The sequence below is a fragment of the Streptomyces sp. NPDC005151 genome (assembly GCF_053599875.1).
In genome coordinates this window covers 70,268-92,847 of sequence record NZ_JBSFYR010000023.1, presented here as the reverse complement: position 1 = coordinate 92,847, position 22,580 = coordinate 70,268, and the positions used below count along the sequence as shown (strand labels likewise).

Below are 22,580 nucleotides of genomic sequence, written 5' to 3'. Positions count from 1 at the left end.
GGGGAAGGAGCTACTAGGGCATTTCGGCAACGCGGGAAGCGTGCGTGCCAGGGCGTGGCCGCCCGATCAGAGGTCACCCGACAGGCTCTGAGCCCTTTGCGGAAGCTGCTGTTCCGCGCCGGGCGGGTGTGATCACGATCCCGCCCGGCGCCCGCGACACCGATCACGGCCCCGTCCTGTCCGAGCCCACCCGTAGACTTCACCCGTGGCAGGCAGGATCAATGACGACGATGTGAAGGCGGTCCGGGACGCGGTCCCGATCGACGCCGTCGTTTCCGAGTACCTGCAGCTGAGGAACGCGGGCGGAGGCAACCTCAAGGGGCTCTGCCCGTTCCACGACGAGAAGTCCCCCTCCTTCCAGGTCAGCCCGAGCAAGGGTCTCTTCCACTGCTTCGGCTGCCAGGAGGGCGGCGACACGATCGCCTTCGTGATGAAGATCGACCATCTCTCCTTCTCCGAGACGGTCGAGCGCCTCGCCGCCAAGGCGGGCATCACCCTGCGGTACGAGGAGGGCGGCTACAACCCCTCCCACCAGCGTGGCGAGCGCATCCGGCTGGTCGAGGCGCACAAGATCGCCGCCCAGTTCTACGTCGAGCAGCTGGACGGTCCCGAGGCGGAGATCGGCCGGAAGTTCCTCGCCGAGCGCGGCTTCGACCAGGCGGCCGCCGCCCACTTTGGCGTCGGCTACAGCCCGGCCGGCTGGGACCATCTCACCCGCTACCTCCGCGGCAAGGGGTTCAGCGACCGGGAGCTGATCACCTCCGGCCTCTCCCAGGACGGCCGCCGCGGCCCCATCGACCGCTTCCGTGGCCGGCTGATGTGGCCGATCAGCGACACGTCGGGCGAGGTCGTCGGCTTCGGTGCCCGCAAGCTCCGCGACGACGACAACGGCCCCAAGTACCTCAACACCCCCGAGACCGCGATCTACAAGAAGTCGCAGGTGCTGTACGGGATCGACCTCGCGAAGAAGGACATCGCGAAGGCCAGCCGGGCCGTCGTCGTCGAGGGCTACACCGACGTCATGGCCTGCCACCTCGCAGGGATCACCACCGCCATCGCCACCTGCGGCACGGCGTTCGGCGGCGACCACATCAAGATCCTCCGCCGGCTCCTGATGGACAACGGCAGCGCCCGCGTGATCTTCACGTTCGACGGTGACGCGGCGGGTCAGAAGGCCGCCCTGCGCGCCTTCGAGGACGACCAGAAGTTCGCCGCGGAGACGTACATCGCCATCGCGCCGGACAACATGGACCCGTGCGATCTGCGCCTCGTCAAGGGCGACGAGGCCGTCCGCGACCTGGTCGAACCCCGCACCCCGCTCTTCGAGTTCGCGCTCCGCCAGATCGTCGGGCGGTACGACCTGGAGACCCCGGCGGGCCGCGGCGCCGCGCTCGACGAGGCCGCGCCCGTCGTCGCCCGGATCAAGAACAGCTCCTCCCAGCACGAGGTCGCCGTCCAGCTGGCCGGGATGCTCGGCATTCTCGACACCCAGTTCGTCGTCAAGCGCGTCGCCCAGCTCGCCCGCTGGGCCCGCGACCGCGGCGACCGGGGCCCCGCACCCGCACCCTCCCGCGGCGGCCCCCCGCACCAGGTCCAGGCCTCCGCCGGCCCCTCGGGCCCCGCGCTCAACCTCCGCAGCCCGGCCCACCGCACCGAGCGGGAGCTCCTCAAGCTCGCCCTGCAGAAGCCCGCCCTGGTCTCCCCGGCTTTCGACGCCTACGGGATCGACGAGTTCACCGCCCCGCCGTACGCCGCGGTGCGCCAGTGCATCGCGGAGGCGGGCGGCGCCGAACAGGGCCTCGCCGACAACCGCGAGTATCTGGTCGGCGTCCTCGACGCCGCCCCCAACGACACCGTGCGCAAGCTGGTCACCGAGCTCGCCGTCGAGGTCTTCCACGGCAAGTCCATCGACGAGGCGTACGCGGGCGAGCATCTGGTCAAGGTCCGGCTGCGCGCCGTGGACCGCCGGATCAACGACGTCCAGGGCAGCCTCACCCGCCTGGGCAGCAATGTCGCCCCGGATCACCTGGCGGCCGCGCAGAACGAGGTCTGGGTGCTGCAGCAGTACGCCCAGTCCCTGGGCAATCACGGCGCCGACGCACTCTGACCGATCCCCCGAGGGCTCCCTCCGGTAACCGGCCGGTCACGGACCGGACTCAGAAAGTCTGCGCACGCCCCTCGTGGCGGCGATGTGTCTTCCCCCACACTGGATGGCGGTGCCTGAGTCATCGGAGCGCGGTCTGCCCACTGCACGGTGGGTCCCCCATCCCCCGCGATCCGGCAGCGATCACCTGGAGGTCGCCCCCGTGCAGACCCGGACCGTGACCACAACCGAGCGTGTCTCGGCCGTCCCCGCGCAGAACCGGGCCATGCATCATCCGGAGGCCGCGGTGGACCCGCCGACACCCGAACCGCCCGAGCCGTCGGAAATACCCGAAGCAGCCGACGTCATGGAGGAGCAGGCGGAGCTGCCCGAACCGCCGGAGCCGCGCGGGCGCCCCGACACCGGCGGTCCGTCCTCCGACCTCTTCCGCCAGTATCTGCGGGAGATCGGACGCATCCCGCTGCTCACCGCCGCCGACGAGGTGGAACTCGCCCGCCGCGTCGAAGCCGGTCTGTTCGCCGAGGAGCGGCTGGCGAGCACCCCGGACCCGGACTCCCGACTCGCCGTCGATCTGGACCGGTTGGTGGTCATGGGGCGGATGGCGAAGCGCCGTCTGATCGAGGCGAACCTGCGCCTCGTCGTCTCCGTCGCCAAACGCTACGTCGGCCGCGGGCTGACGATGCTCGATCTGGTCCAGGAGGGGAACCTCGGACTGATCAGGGCGGTCGAGAAGTTCGACTACGCCCGGGGCTACAAGTTCTCGACGTACGCGACCTGGTGGATCCGGCAGGCCATGTCCCGCGCCCTCGCCGACCAGGCGCGGACCATAAGGGTTCCGGTCCATGTCGTCGAGCTGATCAACCGCGTCGTACGGGTCCAGCGCCGGATGCTCCAGGAGCGCGGCTACGAGCCGACGCCCGAAGAGGTCGCCGCCCAGCTCGACCTGACGCCGGAACGGGTCGGCGAAGTGCTGCGGCTCGCCCAGGAACCCGTCTCGCTGCACGCACCGGTCGGCGAGGAGGACGACGTCGCGCTCGGCGACCTGATCGAGGACGGCGACGCGGCGTCCCCCGTGGAGTCCGCCGCGTTCCTGCTGCTGCGCGAGCACCTCGAAGCGGTGCTCTCCACCCTGAACGAGCGGGAGCGCAAGGTCGTCCAGCTGCGCTACGGGCTGGACGACGGCCGGCCCCGCACGCTTGAGGAGATAGGCCGGATCTTCGGTGTGACGCGCGAGCGCATCCGGCAGATCGAATCCAAGACCCTCAACAAGCTGCGGGACCACGCCTTCGCCGACCAGCTCCGCGGCTACCTCGACTAGTGCCCCTCCCGGCAACATTGCCGGTCACGGCACCAGCCTGATCCACACGGAAGACCCCAGGTTCTGTCGTCACACTGCCGGACGCCGGACGCCGGACGCCGGACGCCGGACGCCGGACGCCGCTCGGCGCCCGGCACGCACGCACCGGGCGCCGAGCGGCCGCCCTCCGGGCGGCGACGGCAGTGTGACGACAGGACTTCCGCGAGGGATCAGTCGACCTCGGCGACCGCCTGCGCGAACTGTGCCGCGTACAGCCGGGCGTAGGCCCCCTGCGCCCCCAACAGCTCCTCGTGCGTGCCCTGTTCGACGATCGACCCGTTTTCCATCACCAGGATGACGTCCGCGTCCCGGATGGTGGAGAGCCGGTGCGCGATCACAAAGCTCGTACGGCCGTGCGCCAGCCGGGCCATCGCCTTCTGGATCAGCACCTCGGTACGCGTGTCGACGGAGCTCGTCGCCTCGTCGAGCACCAGGATCACCGGGTCGGACAGGAACGCCCGCGCGATGGTGATCAGCTGCTTCTCACCCGCGCTGACGCCGGAGCCCTCGTCGTCGATCACCGTGTCGTAACCGTCCGGCAGGGTACGGATGAAGCGGTCGGCGTGGGCCGCCCTCGCCGCCTCCTCGATCTCCTCCCGGGTGACCTCGCGCGAAGCGCCGTACGCGATGTTGTCCGCGATCGAACCGCCGAACAGCCAGGTGTCCTGCAGGACCATGCCGATCCCCGACCGCAGCTCGTCGCGCGACATCTTCGCCACGTCGACGCCGTCGAGAGCGATCCGCCCGCCCGTCACCTCGTAGAAGCGCATGAGCAGGTTGACCAGCGTCGTCTTGCCGGCGCCGGTCGGGCCGACGATCGCCACCGTGTGGCCCGGCTCGACATTCAGCGACAGGTCCTCGATGAGCGGCTTGTCGGGGTGGTAGCGGAACGACACCTTCTCCAGCGAGACGCTGCCGAGCAGTTCCGCCGGACGCTCACCCGCCTCGGGGTCGGCGTCCTGCTCCTCGGCGTCCAGCAACTCGAAGATCCGCTCGGCGGACGCGACGCCCGACTGCACCAGGTTCGCCATCGACGCGACCTGCGTCAGCGGCATCGAGAACTGCCGCGAGTACTGGATGAACGCCTGGACGTCACCGATCGACAGCGAACCCGATGCCACCCGCAGACCACCGACGACGGCGATCAGCACATAGTTCAGGTTCGACACGAACATCATCAGCGGCTGCATGATCCCGCTGTTGAACTGCGCCTTGAAGCTCGCCTCGTACAGCGCGTCGTTCTGCTCGGCGAAGTCCCTCGCGGACTCCTCCTGCCGTCCGAAGACCTTCACCAGGGTGTGCCCGGTGTACATCTCCTCGATATGGGCGTTGAGCTTGCCCGTCACCTTCCACTGCTGCACGAACTGCGGCTGCGACCGCTTGCCGACCTTCGTCGCCACGACCACCGACAGCGGGACCGTCACCAGCGCGACCAGCGCCAGCAGCGGCGAGATCCAGAACATCATGACCAGCACGCCGATGATGGTCAGCAGGGAGTTGATGAGCTGGCCCATCGTCTGCTGCATCGTCTGCGAGATGTTGTCGATGTCGTTGGTCGCCCGGCTGAGCACCTCGCCGCGCTTGGCCCGGTCGAAGTAGGACAGCGGCAGCCGGGACAGCTTCGTCTGGATGTCCTCGCGGATCTGGAACACGACCCGGTTGATCACCCGGATCGACAGCCGCGTCGACACCAGCATCAGCAGACCGGCACCGACGTAGATCGCCAGCGCCGTCAGCAGTACGTTCCCCACCGCGCTGAAGTCGATGCCCTGCCCGGGGGTGAAGTCGACCCCGGAGAGCATGTCGGCGAGGCCGCTGTTGCTCTTGTGCAGGCCCTCGACGGCCTGCTCCTTGGTCGTTCCCTCGGCCATCTGCCGGCCGATGACGCCGGCGAACACCAGGTCGGTCGCCTTGCCGAGGATCTTCGGCCCGACGACCGAGAGCCCGACGCTCAGCACACCGGCCGCCAGCATCACGTACAGCGTGGCCTTCTCCGTCGCGAAGCGCTTCAGCAGCCGCTTCGAGGACCCCTTGAAGTCCATGGACCGGTCGGTCGGCGCCCCGCCCGCCATCATGCGTCCGCCAGGACCGGCCATTACGCGGCCTCCGCTTCCGTCAGCTGGGAGAGCACGATCTCCCGGTAGGTCTCATTGCCGTCCATCAGCTCGTGATGGGTACCGGACCCGACGACCCGGCCCTCGTCGAGCACCAGGATCCGGTCCGCGTCACGGATGGTGGACACCCGCTGCGCCACTATCACCACGGTCGCCTCGGCCGTCTCCCGCGACAGCGCCCCGCGCAGCGCGGCATCCGTCGCGTAGTCGAGCGCGGAGAACGAGTCGTCGAAGAGATAGATCTCCGGCCGCTGCACCAGCGTTCTCGCGATCGCGAGCCGCTGCCGCTGCCCGCCGGAGACATTGGTGCCGCCCTGCGCGATCGGCGCGTGCAGCCCATGCTCCAGCTCCTCGACGAACTCCTTGGCCTGCGCGACCTCCAGCGCGTGCCACAGCTCCTCGTCGGTCGCGTCCGGGTTTCCGTACCGCAGATTCGTCGCGACCGTCCCGGAGAACAGATACGGCTTCTGCGGAACCAGACTCACCGTCTTCGCCAGCAGCGTCGGCTCCAGCGTCCGTACGTCCGTGCCGTCGACCAGCACCTGGCCGTCCGTCACATCGAGCAGCCGCGGTACGAGACCGAGCAGCGTCGACTTCCCGCTGCCCGTCGACCCGATGATCGCGGTCGTCTCGCCGGGCCGTGCCACCAGATCCACCGACCGCAGCACCGGCTCCTCGGCGCCCGGGTAGCGGAAGTCCACACCCCGCACCTCCAGATGACCGTGGGCGCGCAGCTCCCGCACCGGCTTGACCGGCGGCACGACGCTCGAATCGGTCGCCAGGACCTCCTGGATGCGCTCGGCACACACCTCGGCGCGCGGCACCATCATGAACATGAAGGTGGCCATCATCACCGACATGACGATCTGCATCAGGTAGGCGAGGAACGCGGTCAGCGCGCCGATCTGCATCCCGCCGCTGTCGATCCGGTGCGCACCGAACCAGACCACGGCGATCGACGACACGTTCACGACCGTCATCACGGTCGGGAACATCAGCGCCATCAGACGCCCGGTGGAGAGCGCCACATCGGTCAGTTCGGTGTTGGCGCCGCGGAACCGCTTCGCCTCGTACGGGTCCCGCACGAAGGCGCGGATGACCCGGTTGCCGGTGATCTGCTCGCGCAGCACCCGGTTCACCGTGTCGAGCCGCTCCTGCATCGTGCGGAACAGCGGCCGCATCCGCCGCACGATGAGAGCCACCGCGATGCCGAGTACCGGCACCACCGCGAGCAGCACCGCCGACAGCGGAACGTCCTGGCCGAGCGCCAGGATGATGCCGCCTACACACATGATCGGCGCCGAGACCATCATGGTGAACGTCATCAGGACCAGCATCTGGACCTGCTGGACGTCATTGGTCGTACGGGTGATCAGCGAGGGCGCCCCGAAGCGCCCGACCTCACGTGCCGAGAACGACTGAACGCGGTCGAAGACCGACGCCCGGACGTCCCGGCCGAGTGCGGCCGCGGTGCGCGCACCGTAGAAGACCGCCCCCATGTTGCAGACGACCTGGGCGATGGAGACGGCGAGCATGATGCCGCCGTACTCCAGGATGTAGCCCGTGTCCCCCTCGACGACACCGTTGTCGATGATGTCGGCGTTGAGGGAGGGGAGATAGAGGGTGGCGCAGGTCTGCAGCAGCTGGAGCGCCACCAGCAGCACGATCGGTTTCTTGTACGGGCGGAGGTAGCCCCGCAGGAGTTTTATGAGCACGCGTGTCTCTCGGAGTCGGCAGGAGGTCGGGAGTCGACCCATTTTCCGGCAAGGCCCGGTGCGACCGCGAACGTTTTTCCTCAAGCCCAGGTCAAAACGAGACCCGGTCCACCCGCCGGAGACCGAACCTCCGACCGGGGGACCGGCCTTGTCACGGAGAGCGCCCGGCTCAGTGCGCGGAGTCGAACGCCCCGGGGTGAAGCTGGTCCCGCGTGGCCATGTACTGCTGCCGCACCGCCTGGCCGACCGGCAGTTCCTCGCCCGGCTCCAGCACCTGCGCCGTCGCACCCTGCCAGGCCGGGGGAGTCCGCGGATCGAGCGTCCCCCGAGAGACCCCGAGCGCCCAGGCCGCCTGCCGGGCGGCGCCCAGCGCCGCGTACTCGGCCGGCTGCGGCACGACGACCTGTGTGCCGAACAGCGCGGGGGCAAGACCCTGCACGGCCGGCAGTTCGGCCGCCGCCCCCAGCAGGAACACCCGACGCACCTCGACCCCACGGCCGCGCAGCACATCGAGCGCGTCGGCCAGCGAGCACAGCATCCCTTCGAACGCCGCCCGCGCCAGATGCTCCGGCTTCATCGACTCGCGCCGCAGCCCGCTCAGCGTGCCCGCCGTGTGCGGCAGATGCGGGGTGCGCTCGCCCTCCAGATAGGGCAGGAGTACGAGTCCGGAGGCGCCCGGCGTCGACTTCAGCGCCAGCGCGGACAGCTCCTCCAGGCTCTCCAGCCCCAGCATCTCGGCGGAGCCCCGCAGAGCACGCACCGCATTGAGCGTGTGCACGACCGGCAGATGCATCCCGGAGGCATCCGCGAACGACGTGATGATCCCGGCCGGATCGGACAGCGCCTCGTGGTGCACCGCCATCACCGAGCCGGAGGCTCCGAGCGACACGACCGCATCGCCGACCCCGACCCCGAGCCCGAACGCCGCCGCCATCGTCTCACCGGTCCCGGCCGAGATCAGCAGCCCCTCGGGCGTCGTCCCGGCCGCATCGGAGGGACCGAGCACCTCCGGCAGCGCCGCCTGCTGTCCGAGCGCGAGCTCCACCAGATCGGGCCGGTACGAACCGGTCCCGGCCGACCAGTACCCCGTCCCGGACGCGGCACCGCGGTCGGTGGTCCGCCGGCTCGGCCGGCCCAGCAGCTGCCACACCAGCCAGTCGTGCGGCTGCAGCACCGCGGCGACCCGGTGCGCCGAATCCGGCTCGCTCCGCGCCAGCCACCGCAGCTTCGACACCGGCTGCGCGGCCTGCGGGACAGCCCCGACCGCTTCGGCCCAGGCCTGCCGCCCGCCGAGCCCGTCGATCAGATCGGCCGCGGCGACCTGCGCCCGCTTGTCATTGCCGAGCAGCGCCGGACGGACGAGATTGCCCTGATGGTCCAGCGGCACCAGACCGTGCTGCTGCGCGGAGACCCCGATGGCCTGCACACCTTCGAGCAGCCCGCCGGTGGCCGCCTCACCGAGTGAGAGCAGCCACGCCTGCGGGTCCACCTCGGTGGCCTTCGCCTCGACGGGATGTGCGGCGTACCCCTGCCGGAGTACGGCACCCGTGTCCGCATCGCAGACGACGATGTGCGTGAAGGCCGAAGAACTGTCCAAGCCGGCGACTATGCCCATGGGGAGATTCTGCCGCACCGCCGGACCATTCCCGTACGGGAGGAGGGCCGGCCGGCCCGGTTACGTGTTGCTGGTGCCCCAGTCGTCCTCGATGCCCTGCCCCTGGCCCCGCTCCCGCAGCGACCGCACCCGCTCGACCATCGAGGCGGGCACCTTCTCTCCTACTTTGTCGCTCACCGCGTGGTACGCCTTGCCGGCGAACTCGCGGCCGCTCTGCGCCGCGGACTCGGCGCTGTTGCGCACGGCCGGATTCTGGGCGAACTGGCGTGCGGACTTCTTCAGCTGCTCGTAGCGCTCGCGTCCGGCCCGTGTGCCGAGTACGTAACCGAGGGCCAGTCCGGCGATGAACGTGAGCCGGTACCGCATGGTTGCCACCCTTCTCCTGCTCCGTGCGACGTGTGCTGCCCGCCTACCCGTCGGCGCCCGAGATCACCCCGGGCGATACCGATTGGCGAAGCACCCCCCTGCTTGCGCTAATGTATGTGTCGCAGCGAACGCGCGCCGCCCGGCAGCAGCCAGGCAGGTAAGGTTCGGTGCAAACGCAGCAATCCCCTGTAGCTCAATTGGCAGAGCAGCCGGCTGTTAACCGGCAGGTTACTGGTTCGAGTCCAGTCGGGGGAGCGCGATCCCCTGTAGCTCAATTGGCAGAGCATTCGGCTGTTAACCGGAGGGTTACTGGTTCGAGTCCAGTCGGGGGAGCGGGACGGAAGAGGACCCTTCGGGGTCCTTTTTCGCGTGCCGGGCCGGAGCCGGCGCCGGCTCGGTCCGGACTCTTTCGCGTCTGATTTCGCTGTTCGGAACCGGGCAGCGGCCGACTCTGTCTTCATGGTCATGCGAAGCCGACCATCCGGAGCGAGAGATCGTATGACCGGCTATGCTGCGGCAGACGGCGCGCACACATGTACGCGCCACGCCGAAAAGGGGCGGTAGCTCAGCCGGTTAGAGCAGCGGACTCATAATCCGTCGGCCGTGGGTTCGAGTCCCACCCGCCCCACGTTCGCTGTTCCTGGCGGAAACGTTTGACCTGGAACAACGCGTAGGCCCCCGCGTCGGCGGGGGCCTCTTCGTGTCCCTCGTGATCGCTCGCTCGCCCCATGCTCGGCCGAAATGTCGACGGAGTCAGGGAGGCGCGCCGGTGGCTTCCCTCAAACAGCGGGTCGCACTGCGAGGCGGATGTCCACGAGCGGCGGGAGATGGATCTCCGGACCGTCACACCGTCCAAGAACGCGTGAGCAGCCCTGGAGCATCACGGTGCAGGTCCGCGATGCCTCCACGTCCACGTCAGGACTTCCCCTCCGTGCGGTCGGTCATCTCCTGAGCGACGCACCGGGAGCGGCAGCTCGCGGAGCGGGACGCCTGGAACGCGCATGCCGCCGAGCAGAGGGCGGCCGGGAAGGGCGTCGCGGGCCGGACGGACGCGGGGAAGGTGTTCGTCGAGCCTGACGGCAGGTGGCTGCGCCCCGAGAAGGTGTCCGAGGAGTTCCGGCGGATCTGCCGTGAGGCTGACCTGCCGCCGATCGGCCTCCGGGACCTCCGGCACTGTGCGGCGACCCTCATGCACCGGGGCGACGGCGATCTGCACGCTATTGGCGATCTGCACGCTATTAAGGAGGCGCTGCGGCTCTCCACGATCCAGCTCGCCTCAGATACCTACGCCTCGCCGCTGAAGGAGGTCGACCTCGTGATTGCGGAGCGGGCCGCGGTGGTGGTGCCGCGGGCCCGAAGGGGCGACGCGCAGCCGGTGACGGAGTGGCGTCGTGCGTGTTCGTCCGGGGGTGCATCACCGCAGGTCGCGCGGCGTCCTTGCTCGGCCACTGCTTGGCCGAACGCCCCATAACGGGGTGACAGCAGACGGTATGAGCTGTCACGAGGAAGTCCCGTCGTGCGGTTATGCGTTGCTCGCCCGAACCGGACCGGTGGGTGTCGATGCGGCGCTACGGTCCGGGGTGTCGGGGTGTGCGCCGGTCGGGATGGGATCGGACCTTCTCGTGTCTTTTGAACCGTCAGAAAGCTTGTGGGCAGGCCCGGTTGATGTGCAGCGCGGTGTGCGCCATGGGCTTGCGGAACTGTGTATGCCAACTGAATATGCCGTTGGCATATTCAGTCTTCGCTTGGGAGCGTGGATGCCCAGTCAGGCGAGGGTCGCGGCGGCGAGGCGCCGTCAGGTCGATAGGGCGAGGGCCCTGTACGGCCCGCCGGTGGGCCGTACAGGAGGGGTGTGCCGGAGGGGCGCGCCCGGCAGCGGCCTGAGGATTCGGGGCATCTCGTAAGTTTCGCTCGAATTAGCACTTGCCCGACTTGTTGGTAGTTGGGGGTCGTCGTAATGTCGGAAGTGCCGCAGTTGGAGCAAGGGGCGGCACATCAACCTCGTAAGGAGCCGGAGATGAACGCACGTAGCATCTTCCGTGGCGGATGCGGTGGCTGGGGAGACGGCGGATACGGCGGATACGGCCGTGGCGGATACGGGCGCGGCGGTTTCGGCCGTGGCGGATACGGCCGTGGCGGTTTCGGGCGTGGCGGTTTCGACCGTGGCGGTTTCGGCCGCGGCGGATTCGGGCGCGGCGGGTACTGACCGCACATCCTCCATCCCCACTGCTTCGAGGCTGGCTCGCGCTCCCGCGCGGGTCCGCCTCGAAGTGTGGGGGGCCTGCGTCTATGGCGACGGACCCATAGCCCGAGCACCTCTGTGACGTGACGCCCATGAGCCTCCGCAGCTCACCCCGGCATGCAGCCCGCACTGACGGGCCGACCCAGGATTCGGTGACGGATGTGCCGATCCGCACCGATCCCATCAGTATCGCCGTCTCGTTCCGGCGCTTCTGGCCACTGACGCGAGGCGACCGGCGCTGGATCGTCCTGATCTGTCTGTTCGCCGTCATGGCCGCGATCGCCGAGACCGTGACGATCCTGCTCTTTGCCGAACTCACCGACAAGGCCCTGCAGACAGGCTCCGTGAGCGCGTTCTGGAAGCCTGCCGGTCAATGGTTCGCCGTGGCCGCCGTCGGTGCGGTGGTGGGGTATCTGGGCAGTTCGCTCGCGGCCTGGACCGCTGAACGCTTTGTGCTGCGGCTACGGGCCCGGGTCTTCTCGCATCTCCAGACGCTGCCGCCGCACTTCTTCCAGCGCAACCGCCGCGGTGACCTGGTGGAGCGACTGACCGGCGACGTGGAAGCCATCGAGCAGCTCGTGGTCTCCGGCATCGTCGGGGTGGCCTCGGCCCTCTTCAGCACTGTCTTCTTCTCCGCCGCCGCCCTGTGGCTGCGGTGGGATCTGGCCCTCGCCACCTTTGTCCTGGTCCCGTTCTTCTTCGTCATGACCCGCATGTTCACGGGGCGTCTGCGTGACGTGTCCCGTCGCGGACGCGCGGCGGACGGTGCCATCACCGCAGTGGTCGAGGAGACGCTGGTCAACGTCGTTCTGACCCAGGCGTACAACAGGCAGCGGGACGAGGAGGAAAGGCTCCAGGACAAGGCGCGCAAGCGGCTGAAGGCGGCGGTGTCCGGCGTCCGCCTCACCGCGCTCTATGCCGAGACCGTGGAGGTCCTCGAAACGCTCTGCATCCTGACGATCATCGGTCTGGGGGCATGGGAGATCGCCGCGGGACGGATGACCCTCGGGCAGCTCCTGGCCTTCGCCGCCTTCATCGGCTACCTCTACCCGCCGGTGCGCTCGCTGGGCCAGCTCGGCCTGACGGCCACCGCTGCGACTGCCGCTGCCGAGCGGCTGCTGGAGATCCTCGACGCCCGGCCCGCCGTCACCGACCCGGCCGATTCGGTGCCCGTGCCCGTCCGCAGCCGCGCACTCGGCACGGTGGAAGCACGCCAGGTCTCCTTCCGCTACCCCGGCAACAGCGAGCCGGTTCTCCGCGACCTCTCCTTCACCGCGAGCCCCGGGGAACTGCTGGTCATCACCGGCCCCAGCGGCGCGGGCAAGTCGACCCTGGCGGCTCTGCTGCTGAGGTTCTACGACCCCGACTCCGGCAGCATCCGACTGGACGGCGTGTCCGTGGACCAGCTGCCGCTCACCCACCTCCGCCGGAACATCACGCTCCTTCCCCAGGACACACTCGTCCTGCACGACACCATCGAGGAGAACATCGGCTGCGGACGTCCCGGCACCACCCACAGTGATGTCGTGGATGCCGCGCGGGCAGCCGACGCCGACGGCTTCATCCAGGCCCTTCCGGATGGCTACGGCACCGTCATTTCCCCCGGAACCGCCCGACTCTCCGGAGGCCAGTTGCAGCGCGTCGCCATTGCCCGCGCCATGTTGCGTGACGCGCCCGTTCTGATGCTCGACGAGCCCACCACGGGGCTGGACACCGTGGCCGCTCAGCGCATCCTCGGACCGCTGCGGCGCCTCGCCGAAGGGCGAACCACCATCGTGATCACGCACGACCTGGCCCTGGCCTCGGACGCCGACCGCATTCTGGTGCTGGACGAGGGTCGGCTGGTGGAGTCGGGCACGCATGCGCAACTCCTCGGTCGGAGTGGTCTGTACGCCACGTTGTTCTCCGCTCATCCCCTGCCGAGGAACGGCGTCGCCCGCCCTCCTGCCAGCCCATCAGAAGTTCCCTGGCAGTGACGGCCGGCTGGGCCGGATCAGGCGGCACGGGCTCGCGGTGATCTTCGCCGTGACGTGCTGGGGGTGCCCTCCAAGTGCGGTGCTTGCAGTCAAGGGCAGTGCTCTCGCTCCTGTGGAGTTGTGTACGGAGCCGAGTGGAGGGGGGAAGACAGCAGCCGGTCGCCGACAGACGGCGACCGGCTGACTGTGACTGGCTGCCGGTGAGCCGGACGGCCGGACTGTGCCGCCGCTGACGGCCGGACTGTGCCGCCGCTCAGGTGGTCGCGTCGGAGAACTCCGGCATGTCGCCGCCGGTCGTCTTGACGTCGATCACCGAGAACGCCGCACCCTGCGGGTCGCTCAGCGCGGCGAACCGGCCGAAGGGGCTGGTCATCGGCCCGAACCGGAGGATCGCCCCGCGCTCCGTCGCCTTTGCCACCGCCGCGTCGCAGTCCTCGACGGTGAAGTACACGTTGATGTACGGCGGGACCTCGGGCGGGAAGTCGTCCGTCATCTTCATCCGCCCCATGACCGGGTCGGCGCCCAGGTCGTAGATGGAGAAGTCGATCGCGTCGTCCTTCATCTGCTTCACGTTGTACGGGAAGACGGCGGGGAAGAAGGAGTCCGCCTTCGCGGGCTCCCGGGTGAACACCTCCGACCAGCAGTACGCACCGGGCGTGCCCTTGGCCTCGAATCCCTCGTGCTGCCCCGCCTGCCACACGCCGAACGTCACTCCGCTCGGATCGCGGGCCAGCAGCATCGAGCCGAAGTCGCCGACCTGCATCGGGTCCATCAGCACCTCGCCGCCGTTGTCCCGGATCTTCGCGGCGGTGGCGGCGGTGTCGGGCGACGCGAAGTACAGACACCATGCCGACTGGCCCTCCTGGCCGGGCATGGGCGGTACGACGGCGGCCACCGCCTTGCCGTTCGCGTACGCCTGCGTGTAGTTGCCGAACTCCGACGACGCCTCGCTGAAGGTCCAGCCCAGCACGTCACCGTAGAAGCTCTTCGCCCCCTCGAGATCGGTGAACATGGCGTCCGCCCAGCACGGCGTGCCCTCAGGTTCTGCGGCCATTACTCTGCGCTCCTGACTCGATGGTTGGTCCGGTTTTTCACGCTAACCAGCGATCCGTCACCCCGCGCGGTGGACTCGCCGTCAGGGCGCCTGCGCGCCGGGGGCCGCGATCCCGCGGGCGATGCCCAGCTCCACCAGGTCCTGGGGGCGAAGGCGCAGCTGGTCGGCCGTGGCGCGTACGGCGTCGGGGGAGCGCTTCAGGATGGCTGCCGCGAGCTCCGGGGCGATGACGGAAAAGTAGCTGTCCCGGGTGACATGCGTGTTGTCCGGCGCCGCCAGGGCCAGCGCGCCGCCCGAGCCGCCCTCGCCGATCACCAGGGTCGTCACCGGGACCCGGGCCTCGGCGATCGCCGCGAACGCGTCGGCGATGGCGGCTCCCGCGCCCGCCCGTTCCGCCTCGGCGTCGTTCGCCGCGCCCGGGGTGTCGATGAGGGTCAGGACGGGTACGCCGAGCCGGTCCGCCAGCCGGATCACCCGGGCGGCGGTGCGATAGCCCGCCGGGCGGGTGGCGGTGCCGCGCTGGGCGATGTACGCGATCGGCCGGTCGCCGCGCAGCCCGAACCCGCAGAGCAGACCCGGATCCGTACCGCCGCACCGGTCGCCGCTGAGCGGCAGCAGGTGGTCGAAGTACGCGTCGAGATACGCCTCGGCACGCGGCCGGGCCGAGGAACGGGCCTGCCGCACGGCGTCCCAGCCGGTCGCGGGCAACCCGGCGTCCGAGAGGGCGCCCGGGACCGGTGCGGGCAGGAGGGGCTCGCCGACGCCTGCCGCTCCCAGCGCGCCCAGCCACCGCCCCAGCGTCCCCGGCAGCTCGGCCGCGCCGACGACCGCATCGACGTGGCCCGTGACCAGCTGGCCCTCCGCCGTGTAGGCCGACGCGTCCGCGTCCGCCGGCCGCACCCGCGATCCGGCGAACCCGATCTGCGCCCCCGGCAGCGCCAGGATCACATCGGCGGCGGCCCCCAGCGTGGCCCAGCCGCCACCCGTCGTCGGATCGCGCAGGACCGCGAGCTGGGGCAGACCGGCCGCCCGCAGCCGGGCCGAGGCGCGCGCCACCCGGTGGAGCTGGGTGAGCGCCACCATGCCCTCCTGCATCCGGCTGCCGCCCGTCGCGATCAGCGAGACGAGCGGCAGCCGACGGCTGCGGGCGGTCTCGTACGCGGCTTCCAGCCGGTCCCCGGTGCGCTGCCCCAGCGAGCCGCCGAGGAAGCCGAACTCGAACGAGATCAGGACACATGGGTGGCCGCCGACGGTGGCGAGACCGTGGACGACGGACTCCTCCTCACCGGTGCGGTCCGCCGCACGGGCCCGGGAGTCCGCGTAACCGGACCAGGAGAGCGGACCGTCCGCCGGTATCTCCGCGCCGGGCGGGTCGACGGCCTCGACGAAGTCGTCGCCGACCGCCGCGATCGCCTGCCGCGCCGTCAGCCGCCTACGCACCGAGGGACCGCTTCATGATCTTGCCCATGTCGTTGCGGGGCAGCGCCTCCAGATAACGGACCGTGCGCGGCCTCTTGTGCGGGGCGAGCTGAGCCGCCACGTGGTCCGCCAGCTCGGCCTCCGTGGGCGGCGCGCCCGGATCGGACGGCACCACCCAGGCGACGATCCGCTCGCCCAGATCCGGGTCCGGCTCCCCGGTGACGGCGGCCTCGCGGACGCCCGGGTGGTCCAGCAGCGCGTTCTCGATCTCGCCCGCGCCGATCTTGTAGCCCCCGCTCTTGATCAGGTCGGTCGCCTTGCGGCCGACGATCCGTACACAGCCGTCCGTGTCGAGGGTCGCCATGTCGCCCGTACGGAACCAGCCGTCCTCGGTGAACGCGGCCGCCGTCGCGTCGGGGCGGTTCAGATAGCCGGTGAAGACGTTCGGGCCGCGTACCTGGATCTCGCCCACAGCGCCCTCGGTTGTCGGGTCGGCGAGCGGGGTGCCGTCCTCCTCGACCAGCCGGAGTTCGACGCCGAGCAGGGGTGCGCCGACCGTCCCGGGCCGCGGTTCGCCGTCCGCGCGGACACCGGTGTTCATCAGGGTCTCCGTCATGCCGTACCGCTCGACGACCCGGCGCCCGGTCGCCGCCGCGATCCGCTCGTGGTCATGGACGGGCAGCGCAGCCGACCCCGAGACCAGCAGCCGCGCCCCTGCGAGCGCCTTCGCCAGCCCGGCGGCGTCCGTCGCCGAACCGTCGCCGAGGGTCTCGGCCAGCCGGTGGTACATCGTGGGTACGCCGAACAGCATCGTGCCGCCGGACCCCAGCTCCCGGGCCACACCCTCGGCGGAGAACCGCCCCAGATGACGTACCGAACCGCCCCGGCGCAGCGGACCCAGGACGCCGAGGATCAGACCGTGCACATGGAACAGCGGCAGGGCGTGGACGAGGACGTCGTCGCCGGTCCACTGCCAGGCGTCCTCAAGCGCGTCCAGGGAGGCGGCGATCGCCCGGCGCGGCAGGATCGCGCCCTTGGGCGGGCCCGTGGTGCCGGAGGTGTAGACGATCAGGGCGGGGGACTCGGGGGAGGGCTCGGGGAAGCCGGCGCCGTTCGCCACCATTGCCGACGTGTCGACATCCGTACGGTCCAGCGCGCCCAGTGCGGGCGGGAGCACGTCGCCCGCTCCGGCCAGCACCGCCGACGGGGCGCTGTCGGCGACGATATGGGCCAGTTCCCGCTCGCCCGTCCTCGGGTTGAGCGGCACGGCGGGCACCCCGGCCCGCAGCGCCGCCACCACCGCGACCACGGTCTCCGGGGTCGGTGTGGCCCAGACGGCGACCCGCCCGGCGCCCGCGAGCCGCGCGGCGAGGGCGTCCGAGGCGGCGGCCAACTGTGCGTACGTCAGGGTGTGTTCGCCGAACCGGACGGCTTCCCGGGAGGCGGCCGGGCCGGAACCGTCCTGCAGCGCAGGCAGAAGAGTAGTCACCCTTCCGACCCTAACGGCCTCCCCCACGACAGGGAGTGGGCTCCCGACGCCCTGCGGCTCCGCTTGCGGCGTTGTCGTCGGTCACCGACGCTCCGCGTCGATTCCGTCCTCCGCCTTGCCATCGAAGCCGCACGACGCCGCTCGCTGATCCACTCCCCATCGTGGGGGAGGCCGTAACGGCCTCCCCCACGATGGGGAGTGGGCTCCCGACGCCCTGCGGCTCCGCTTGCGGTCAGCCGGTCCCGCTCCGCCCCGGCCCTGATCCACCGGACGGCCGCTCGTCCCGCTTGATGTTCCGCATCCGCCCGTACGCGTACACACACCCGGCCAGTGCCAGGTCGGACAGCAGCATGAAGCCGATCGAGTACGAGCCCTTCGCGCTGTAGATCGCACCCATCACCAGCGGAGGGACGAAGCCGCCGAGTCCGCCCATCGCGCCGACGATCCCGGTGACGCTGCCCACCTTCGGCTGCGGTGTCACCTGCGAGACGAGGGCGAAGATGCTGCCGCTCGACGTACCGAGACCGGCCGCCATGCAGAGCAGCGCGATCGTGCCGCCCGGTGCCAGCTTCGGGTCGAAGGCCTGGACGATCGCCATCAGTGCGGCCAGCCCCAGCGCCGCCGAGGTGATCAGCGCCGGGTGGATGCGGTCCGACAGCCAGCCGCCGATCGGCCGGAAGATGACGGTGACCAGGGCGAACCCGGTACCCGGACAGGGCCACTCCGCCCATGCCCATGCCGAACACACCGAGCGCGGCCCCGCGCTGTGCCGGCGGGAACCACGAGTTGACCAGCGGGATGCCGATCGCGAACGTCGTGCCGCCCAGCCCCAGCAGAAAGCCCACGGCGAGCATCGCGCCGTACGAGTCCTTTGCCGGGATCAGCAGCAGTACGGGGATGATGGTCAGCGCCGAGACCAGCGGGAACATCAGCCGGGCGCCGTATTTGTCGGTGAGCGCTCCTGCCGGGATCCGCCCCAGCGAACCGACCAGCACCGGCACGGCGACGAGCAGCGACTGCTCGAACGAACTCAGCCCGAGCCGTTCCTTGAAGGCCCCTGACAACGGCGAGATCAGGTTCCAGGCCCAGAAGGTGAGCCCGAAACCGATCGTGGCCATCGCCAGATTGCGGTAGGCCGCAGCGGACTGCTTGGCGGCCGGAGCGGGGGACTGCGTGACGGCTGATTCCACCCTGTCAGTCAAGGCCGGACGCCAGCGGTGGGCCTGCCGACGTACTCCATGTGGGGCACGGGAGCCCGGACCCAGGTCTCCGCAGTCGCAATCCGGCACAAGCTGAGACAATCGCGGTATGGACCGTCTGGACAGGGAAATCCTCAGCGTCCTCCAGGAGGACGCGCGGATCTCGTATCGCGATCTGGGGGTACGGGTCGGCCTCAGCGCCAACGCCGCGGCCGACCGGGTGCGCCGGCTGCGCCGGGACGGCGTCATCCGCGGCTTCACCGTGATCATCGACCCGGCCGCCGACACCCGGACGGGCCTGGTGGTCTTCATCGATGTGACGCTGCGTATCGACACGAGCAACGAGGTGTTCGAACGCGCGGTGCTCGCGCTGCCCGGCATCACCGAAGTGGTGCATGTGACGGGCGGGCACGACTATCTCGTACGCGCCACGGTCGCCGACACCGCCGCCCTGGACGGACTTCTGCGCAGGCTCAAGCGTGAGGCGGGCGTCGCCCACTCCAGCACCCGGGTCGCGCTCAGAGCGGCGCCTGCCAGGTGACGGTCGTCGAGCGCGAGCCGTCCTCGGTGCGCCCGTCGTCGGAAACCAACAGCCGGACCGCGGACCGTCCGTCCGGAAGCCGCGCCGTCGCATCCACCTCCACCTCTATGGCCGACACCCCGGCCCGCCGGTGCGCCGCCGCCAGGGCGCCGCGCAGCGCCGCGAGGAGCTGCTGGTCCACCGGCTGCCGCACCAGGACGTCCACCGCCCCGGAGAATTGCACCGACGGCTGGAATCCGAGCACGGAGGCCGCGCCCCCGGTCTCCCGCAGCACCCGGCCGCGGAACGTGGAGGGCGCCTCGGTGGGCGGCTGCTGGAGGGCGAAGATTGCGGTCCGCACTTCCTGAATGGTGGAGTCCAGCTCGTCGACGGCCCGGCTGAGCAGCTCGTCCGTCTCCGGCGCGGCGGCCCGGCGGCGGGTCGATTCGAGCATCATTTCCGTCGCGAAGAGCCGCTGGACGACGAGATCGTGCAGATCACGGGCGATCCGGTCACGGTCCTCGTACACCGCGAGCTGTTCCCTGTTGTGCTGGGCGTCCGCCAGCACCAGGGCGAGCGCCGCCTGCGAGGCGAACTGGGAGGCCAGCAGCCGGTCCACCGTCGTGTACGGCGCGCCGCCGCGCCGCCGGGGCAGAGCGAGGGTGCCGATGAGCCGCCCGCCGCTCTGCAGCGGCAGCATCATGCTGGGACCGAACCGGGTCCGTACATGCGTCGTCATCCGCGGATCGGTCGCCGAGTCGTCGACGAAGACCGGCTCACCGCCCAGCAGCTGCACCAGTACGGGAGAGCCGGGCTCGATGGTGGCGCCGACGATGCCGGCCGGGTCGTCGAGCGTGGACGCGGTGACGATCTCCATGCCGCCGTCCGCGGTCGGCTGGAGGATCACCCCGGCCGAGGCGTCGGCGAGGATCCTGGCCCGCTCGGCGACGGTCATCAGCGCGTCGGCCGCGTTCGTGCCGCTCAGCAGGGCCGTGGTGACGGCTGCCGCGCCCTCGATCCAGCGCTCCCGCTGCCGGGCCGTCTCGTACAGCCGGGCGTTGCCGATCGCGATCCCGGCCTGTGAGGCGAGGATCTGGAGCAGCGCCATGTCCGTATCGGTGAAATGCCCGGTGATCTTCTCCGTGAGATAGAGATTGCCGAACACCTCGTGGTGCACCCGGATCGGAGCCCCGAGGAAGGAACGCATCGGCGGATGGCCGGGCGGCACACCGGAGGAGCGCGCATCGGCGGTCAGGTCGTCGGAGCGCAACGGCTGCGGATCGTCGATGAGCACGCCGAGCAGCCCCGAGTGCCCGTCCGGGAAGCTGCCGATGCGCTCCCGCTCGGCGTCGGTCAGACCGGAGGTGAACAGCTCGGTGATGGCGCCCTCCTCGGGATCGAGGACGCCGAGCGCTCCGTACCGCGCCCCGGTGAGCGCGGTGGCGGTGTCCACGATCTGGCGGAGTGTGGCCCGCAGTCCGAGATCGGTGCCGACGCTGAGCACCGCCTCCAGCAGCATCGGCAGCCGGGGGAGCTCGCCGATGGAGCGGTCCGCCGCCGGTTCGTCCGCCGCGCCCTGGTCCTCGTGCGTCATACGCCGCCCCGCGGTCGTCAGGCGGCCAGCGGGTTGAGGACCAACGGCTGGATGTTGCCGTCCAGCATGGCGCCGAGCCCCAGGACGGAGCAGACGTCGGGGCGCTCGGCGATCTGTACCGGCATGCCCGTCGCATCACGCAGCATCTGGTCGAGACCCGGCAGCAGCGCGCTGCCGCCGACCATCATGATCCCGCGGTCCGCGAGATCGGCCACCAGATCGGGCGGGCAGTCGCGCAGCACCTTGCCGAGGCCGTCGTGGACCGCGGTCAGCGGGGTCTGGATGGCCTGCCGCACGGCGGCGGTGTCGACGTGCACCGAGCGGGCCAGACCGGTCGCCACGTCACGGCCGTGGATCTCGGTCGTCGCGGGACCGTACGGGGTCAGACCGTTGCCGCTGAGCGCCAGCTGCAACGGACGTACCGACTGACTCGGCAGCATCAACTCGTGGTGCTGGCGCAGATGCTGGATCACCGCGTGGTCGATGGCGTCGCCGCCGATCGGGATCCGGGCGGCCGTGACGATCGAACCGAGCGAGAGCACCGCGATCTGCGTGGTCGCCGCCCCGCACACCATGATCATGCTCCCGACCGGCTGCTCGACCGGGAGCCCGCAGCCGACGGCCGCCGCGATCAGCGTGTCGACCAGCTCGACCCGCCGGGCGCCGAGCCCGACCAGGGTCTCGACGGCGGCCCGCTGGGCGAGGGGATCGCTGTCGTGCGGGGTGCAGGCGGCCGCCCGCAGCCGCGGCTTGCGGCGCAGCTGACGGCGGAGCTTCTCGCCGAGCAGATGGCGGAGCATGCGCTGGGCCATCTCGATGTCGACGACGGTTCCGCCGGAGACCGGGCGCGCCACCCGGATGTAGTCGGGGGTGCGGCCCGTCATCTGCTCGGCGAGCGCACCGACGGCGATGAGCGAGCCGCTACGGGTGTTCACTGCGGCGACGCTCGGCTCGTCGACGACGAGCCCGAGCCCCTTGACGTACACCCGGGTACGGGCGGCCCCGAGGTCGACGGCGACATGGCAACGGCGCAACTGCTCAAGACTGACGGTCACGGCAGGTTCTCCCGAGAGCGCTGATGGGGGTGCCGGCGGCAGCCGGCCCTCTCTGCATCGTGCGCCGTCCGGACGAATCGCGCGCGTTGGGATGAGCCGGAGGGAGTATGGAGCTGACGGGTCGACAGATGCGGGCGGCGCGCCGGAGTCAGCCGGGCAGCAGTCGCTGGAACAGCCCCCAGGTGAATTCGGCTACGTACAGCGCACCCGTCACGGGGTCGGTGATCGCCAGCGCCCAGCGGGTCGGCGCGCTGCCCTCCATCGGGCGGGCCGGGGCGAAGGCACGCGCCACCTCGTCGACGGTGCACGACCAGGGGCGCAGATCCTCGACGGTGTGCAGCTCAGGGCCGGCCGCCCCCGGGGCTCTGACCAGCCATTCGTTCCACACGGCCGCGCCGGGCGCGACCATCACCTCGAACCGAAGATCCGGCCAGAGCGGTACCGGCCAGAGCAGGGCATCGCACTCCAGGTCGCCGATACGGCGGCGTACGGAGGACTCGGGTTCGCCCAGCACCGAGCGGTAGCGGCGCAGCGAACCGCGGCCGCGGGGCGCGCGCACCATCGCCTGCCAGCGGCGGTTCGCCTCCCGCATCTCGGAGAGCGAGGCGCTCAGTTCGTGCCGGGCGTCCTCGACGAGGCCCGGTTGGTGGTCGGCCATCCGGCGGAGCAGGACGAGCTGGAATTCGAGCGGACCGAAGGGGGCGGTGGTCATGGAATCAACGCTTCCACACAGGATCCTCACCTGAGCGGCTTTCTCTGCG

General features: G+C 70.4%; 16 protein-coding genes, 3 tRNA genes and 1 pseudogene. 9 read left to right on the top strand and 11 right to left on the bottom strand.

Going from position 1 to position 22,580, the window contains the following annotated elements:
• Positions 1 to 205: 205 nt before the first annotated feature.
• Together dnaG and ACWD6R_RS15500 are read left to right on the top strand one after the other, a co-directional pair.
• A complete protein-coding gene (dnaG, locus tag ACWD6R_RS15505; RefSeq protein ID WP_451819147.1) occupies positions 206 to 2,107 on the top strand; it encodes a DNA primase in 1,902 nt (633 codons plus the stop codon).
• Positions 2,108 to 2,189: 82 nt separating this feature from the next.
• The gene (locus tag ACWD6R_RS15500) at positions 2,190 to 3,422 is read left to right on the top strand and encodes an RNA polymerase sigma factor (RefSeq protein ID WP_451819146.1); all 1,233 of its coding nucleotides are present in this window, start codon (positions 2,190 to 2,192) and stop codon (positions 3,420 to 3,422) included.
• Positions 3,423 to 3,631: 209 nt separating this feature from the next.
• Here ACWD6R_RS15500 and ACWD6R_RS15495 read toward each other — a convergent pair whose 3' ends face one another.
• The 4 genes from ACWD6R_RS15495 to ACWD6R_RS15480 form a co-directional block, all read right to left on the bottom strand.
• Positions 3,632 to 5,557: an ABC transporter ATP-binding protein gene (locus ACWD6R_RS15495; protein ID WP_451819145.1), complete on the bottom strand. Its 1,926-nt coding sequence runs from the start codon at positions 5,555 to 5,557 to the stop codon at positions 3,632 to 3,634.
• The gene (locus ACWD6R_RS15490) at positions 5,557 to 7,290 is read right to left on the bottom strand and encodes an ABC transporter ATP-binding protein (RefSeq protein WP_451819144.1); all 1,734 of its coding nucleotides are present in this window, start codon (positions 7,288 to 7,290) and stop codon (positions 5,557 to 5,559) included. Before ACWD6R_RS15490 ends, ACWD6R_RS15495 begins: the two co-directional genes overlap by 1 nt.
• Positions 7,291 to 7,459: 169 nt before the next feature.
• A complete protein-coding gene (locus ACWD6R_RS15485; RefSeq protein ID WP_451819143.1) occupies positions 7,460 to 8,905 on the bottom strand; it encodes an FGGY family carbohydrate kinase in 1,446 nt (481 codons plus the stop codon).
• 60 nt (positions 8,906 to 8,965) lie between these two features.
• A complete protein-coding gene (locus ACWD6R_RS15480) occupies positions 8,966 to 9,271 on the bottom strand; it encodes a YtxH domain-containing protein (protein WP_451819149.1) in 306 nt (101 codons plus the stop codon).
• 182 nt (positions 9,272 to 9,453) lie between these two features.
• On the opposite strand from ACWD6R_RS15480, the gene ACWD6R_RS15475 reads away from it, so the two are divergent.
• The 6 genes from ACWD6R_RS15475 to ACWD6R_RS15450 all read left to right on the top strand — a co-directional run bounded on the left by ACWD6R_RS15475 (position 9,454) and on the right by ACWD6R_RS15450 (position 13,489).
• Positions 9,454 to 9,526, top strand: a tRNA-Asn gene (locus ACWD6R_RS15475).
• Between the two features lie 5 nt (positions 9,527 to 9,531).
• Positions 9,532 to 9,604 (top strand) — tRNA-Asn (locus tag ACWD6R_RS15470).
• Positions 9,605 to 9,825: 221 nt separating this feature from the next.
• Positions 9,826 to 9,899 (top strand) — tRNA-Ile (locus tag ACWD6R_RS15465).
• A 432-nt stretch (positions 9,900 to 10,331) separates the two neighbouring features.
• Positions 10,332 to 10,742, top strand: a complete 411-nt coding sequence (locus tag ACWD6R_RS15460; protein WP_451819142.1) for a hypothetical protein — start codon at positions 10,332 to 10,334, stop codon at positions 10,740 to 10,742.
• Between the two features lie 546 nt (positions 10,743 to 11,288).
• Complete coding sequence (locus ACWD6R_RS15455) at positions 11,289 to 11,477, top strand: hypothetical protein (RefSeq protein ID WP_451819141.1); 189 nt, start codon at positions 11,289 to 11,291, stop codon at positions 11,475 to 11,477.
• A 128-nt stretch (positions 11,478 to 11,605) separates the two neighbouring features.
• A complete protein-coding gene (locus tag ACWD6R_RS15450; RefSeq protein WP_451819140.1) occupies positions 11,606 to 13,489 on the top strand; it encodes an ABC transporter ATP-binding protein in 1,884 nt (627 codons plus the stop codon).
• A 253-nt stretch (positions 13,490 to 13,742) separates the two neighbouring features.
• Here ACWD6R_RS15450 and ACWD6R_RS15445 read toward each other — a convergent pair whose 3' ends face one another.
• The 4 genes and pseudogenes from ACWD6R_RS15445 to ACWD6R_RS15430 all read right to left on the bottom strand — a co-directional run bounded on the left by ACWD6R_RS15445 (position 13,743) and on the right by ACWD6R_RS15430 (position 18,641).
• On the bottom strand, positions 13,743 to 14,543 hold the full coding sequence (locus ACWD6R_RS15445) for a VOC family protein (RefSeq protein ID WP_451819139.1): 801 nt from the start codon (positions 14,541 to 14,543) through the stop codon (positions 13,743 to 13,745).
• A gap of 81 nt (positions 14,544 to 14,624) precedes the next feature.
• Positions 14,625 to 15,983, bottom strand: a complete 1,359-nt coding sequence (locus ACWD6R_RS15440) for a carboxyl transferase domain-containing protein (RefSeq protein ID WP_451819138.1) — start codon at positions 15,981 to 15,983, stop codon at positions 14,625 to 14,627.
• Positions 15,976 to 17,451, bottom strand: coding sequence for an acyl-CoA synthetase (locus ACWD6R_RS15435; RefSeq protein WP_451819137.1), 1,476 nt, complete (start codon positions 17,449 to 17,451; stop codon positions 15,976 to 15,978). The genes ACWD6R_RS15440 and ACWD6R_RS15435 overlap by 8 nt, the downstream gene beginning before the upstream one ends.
• A 232-nt stretch (positions 17,452 to 17,683) precedes the next feature.
• Positions 17,684 to 18,641 (bottom strand): annotated as a pseudogene (locus tag ACWD6R_RS15430) (MFS transporter).
• Positions 18,642 to 18,759: 118 nt separating this feature from the next.
• On the opposite strand from ACWD6R_RS15430, the gene ACWD6R_RS15425 reads away from it, so the two are divergent.
• Positions 18,760 to 19,191 carry an Lrp/AsnC family transcriptional regulator gene (locus ACWD6R_RS15425; RefSeq protein WP_366134748.1) on the top strand — a complete coding sequence of 144 codons (432 nt, stop codon included), beginning with the start codon at positions 18,760 to 18,762 and terminating at the stop codon, positions 19,189 to 19,191.
• Here the strand turns inward: ACWD6R_RS15425 and ACWD6R_RS15420 are convergent.
• The 3 genes from ACWD6R_RS15420 to ACWD6R_RS15410 form a co-directional block, all read right to left on the bottom strand.
• Entirely contained in the window at positions 19,169 to 20,764 is a 1,596-nt protein-coding gene (locus tag ACWD6R_RS15420; protein ID WP_451819136.1) for a GAF domain-containing protein, read from the bottom strand. The genes ACWD6R_RS15425 and ACWD6R_RS15420 overlap by 23 nt on opposite strands.
• A gap of 17 nt (positions 20,765 to 20,781) precedes the next feature.
• Entirely contained in the window at positions 20,782 to 21,819 is a 1,038-nt protein-coding gene (gene mreB, locus ACWD6R_RS15415; RefSeq protein WP_451819135.1) for a rod shape-determining protein MreB, read from the bottom strand.
• Positions 21,820 to 21,967: 148 nt separating this feature from the next.
• Positions 21,968 to 22,531 carry a hypothetical protein gene (locus ACWD6R_RS15410; RefSeq protein ID WP_451819134.1) on the bottom strand — a complete coding sequence of 188 codons (564 nt, stop codon included), beginning with the start codon at positions 22,529 to 22,531 and terminating at the stop codon, positions 21,968 to 21,970.
• Positions 22,532 to 22,580: the final 49 nt, after the last annotated feature.

What these genes read in the sequence shown, in the direction of transcription:
- ACWD6R_RS15500 (WP_451819146.1), top strand. Translation starts at nt 2,190, where the DNA reads ATGTGTCTTCCCCCACACTGGATGGCGGTGCCTGAGTCATCGGAGCGC.
- ACWD6R_RS15495 (WP_451819145.1), bottom strand. Translation starts at nt 5,557, where the DNA reads ATGGCCGGTCCTGGCGGACGCATGATGGCGGGCGGGGCGCCGACCGAC.
- ACWD6R_RS15485 (WP_451819143.1), bottom strand. Translation starts at nt 8,905, where the DNA reads ATGGGCATAGTCGCCGGCTTGGACAGTTCTTCGGCCTTCACGCACATC.
- ACWD6R_RS15480 (WP_451819149.1), bottom strand. Translation starts at nt 9,271, where the DNA reads ATGCGGTACCGGCTCACGTTCATCGCCGGACTGGCCCTCGGTTACGTA.
- ACWD6R_RS15455 (WP_451819141.1), top strand. Translation starts at nt 11,289, where the DNA reads ATGAACGCACGTAGCATCTTCCGTGGCGGATGCGGTGGCTGGGGAGAC.
- ACWD6R_RS15450 (WP_451819140.1), top strand. Translation starts at nt 11,606, where the DNA reads ATGAGCCTCCGCAGCTCACCCCGGCATGCAGCCCGCACTGACGGGCCG.
- ACWD6R_RS15445 (WP_451819139.1), bottom strand. Translation starts at nt 14,543, where the DNA reads ATGGCCGCAGAACCTGAGGGCACGCCGTGCTGGGCGGACGCCATGTTC.
- ACWD6R_RS15425 (WP_366134748.1), top strand. Translation starts at nt 18,760, where the DNA reads ATGGACCGTCTGGACAGGGAAATCCTCAGCGTCCTCCAGGAGGACGCG.
- ACWD6R_RS15420 (WP_451819136.1), bottom strand. Translation starts at nt 20,764, where the DNA reads ATGACGCACGAGGACCAGGGCGCGGCGGACGAACCGGCGGCGGACCGC.
- ACWD6R_RS15410 (WP_451819134.1), bottom strand. Translation starts at nt 22,531, where the DNA reads ATGACCACCGCCCCCTTCGGTCCGCTCGAATTCCAGCTCGTCCTGCTC.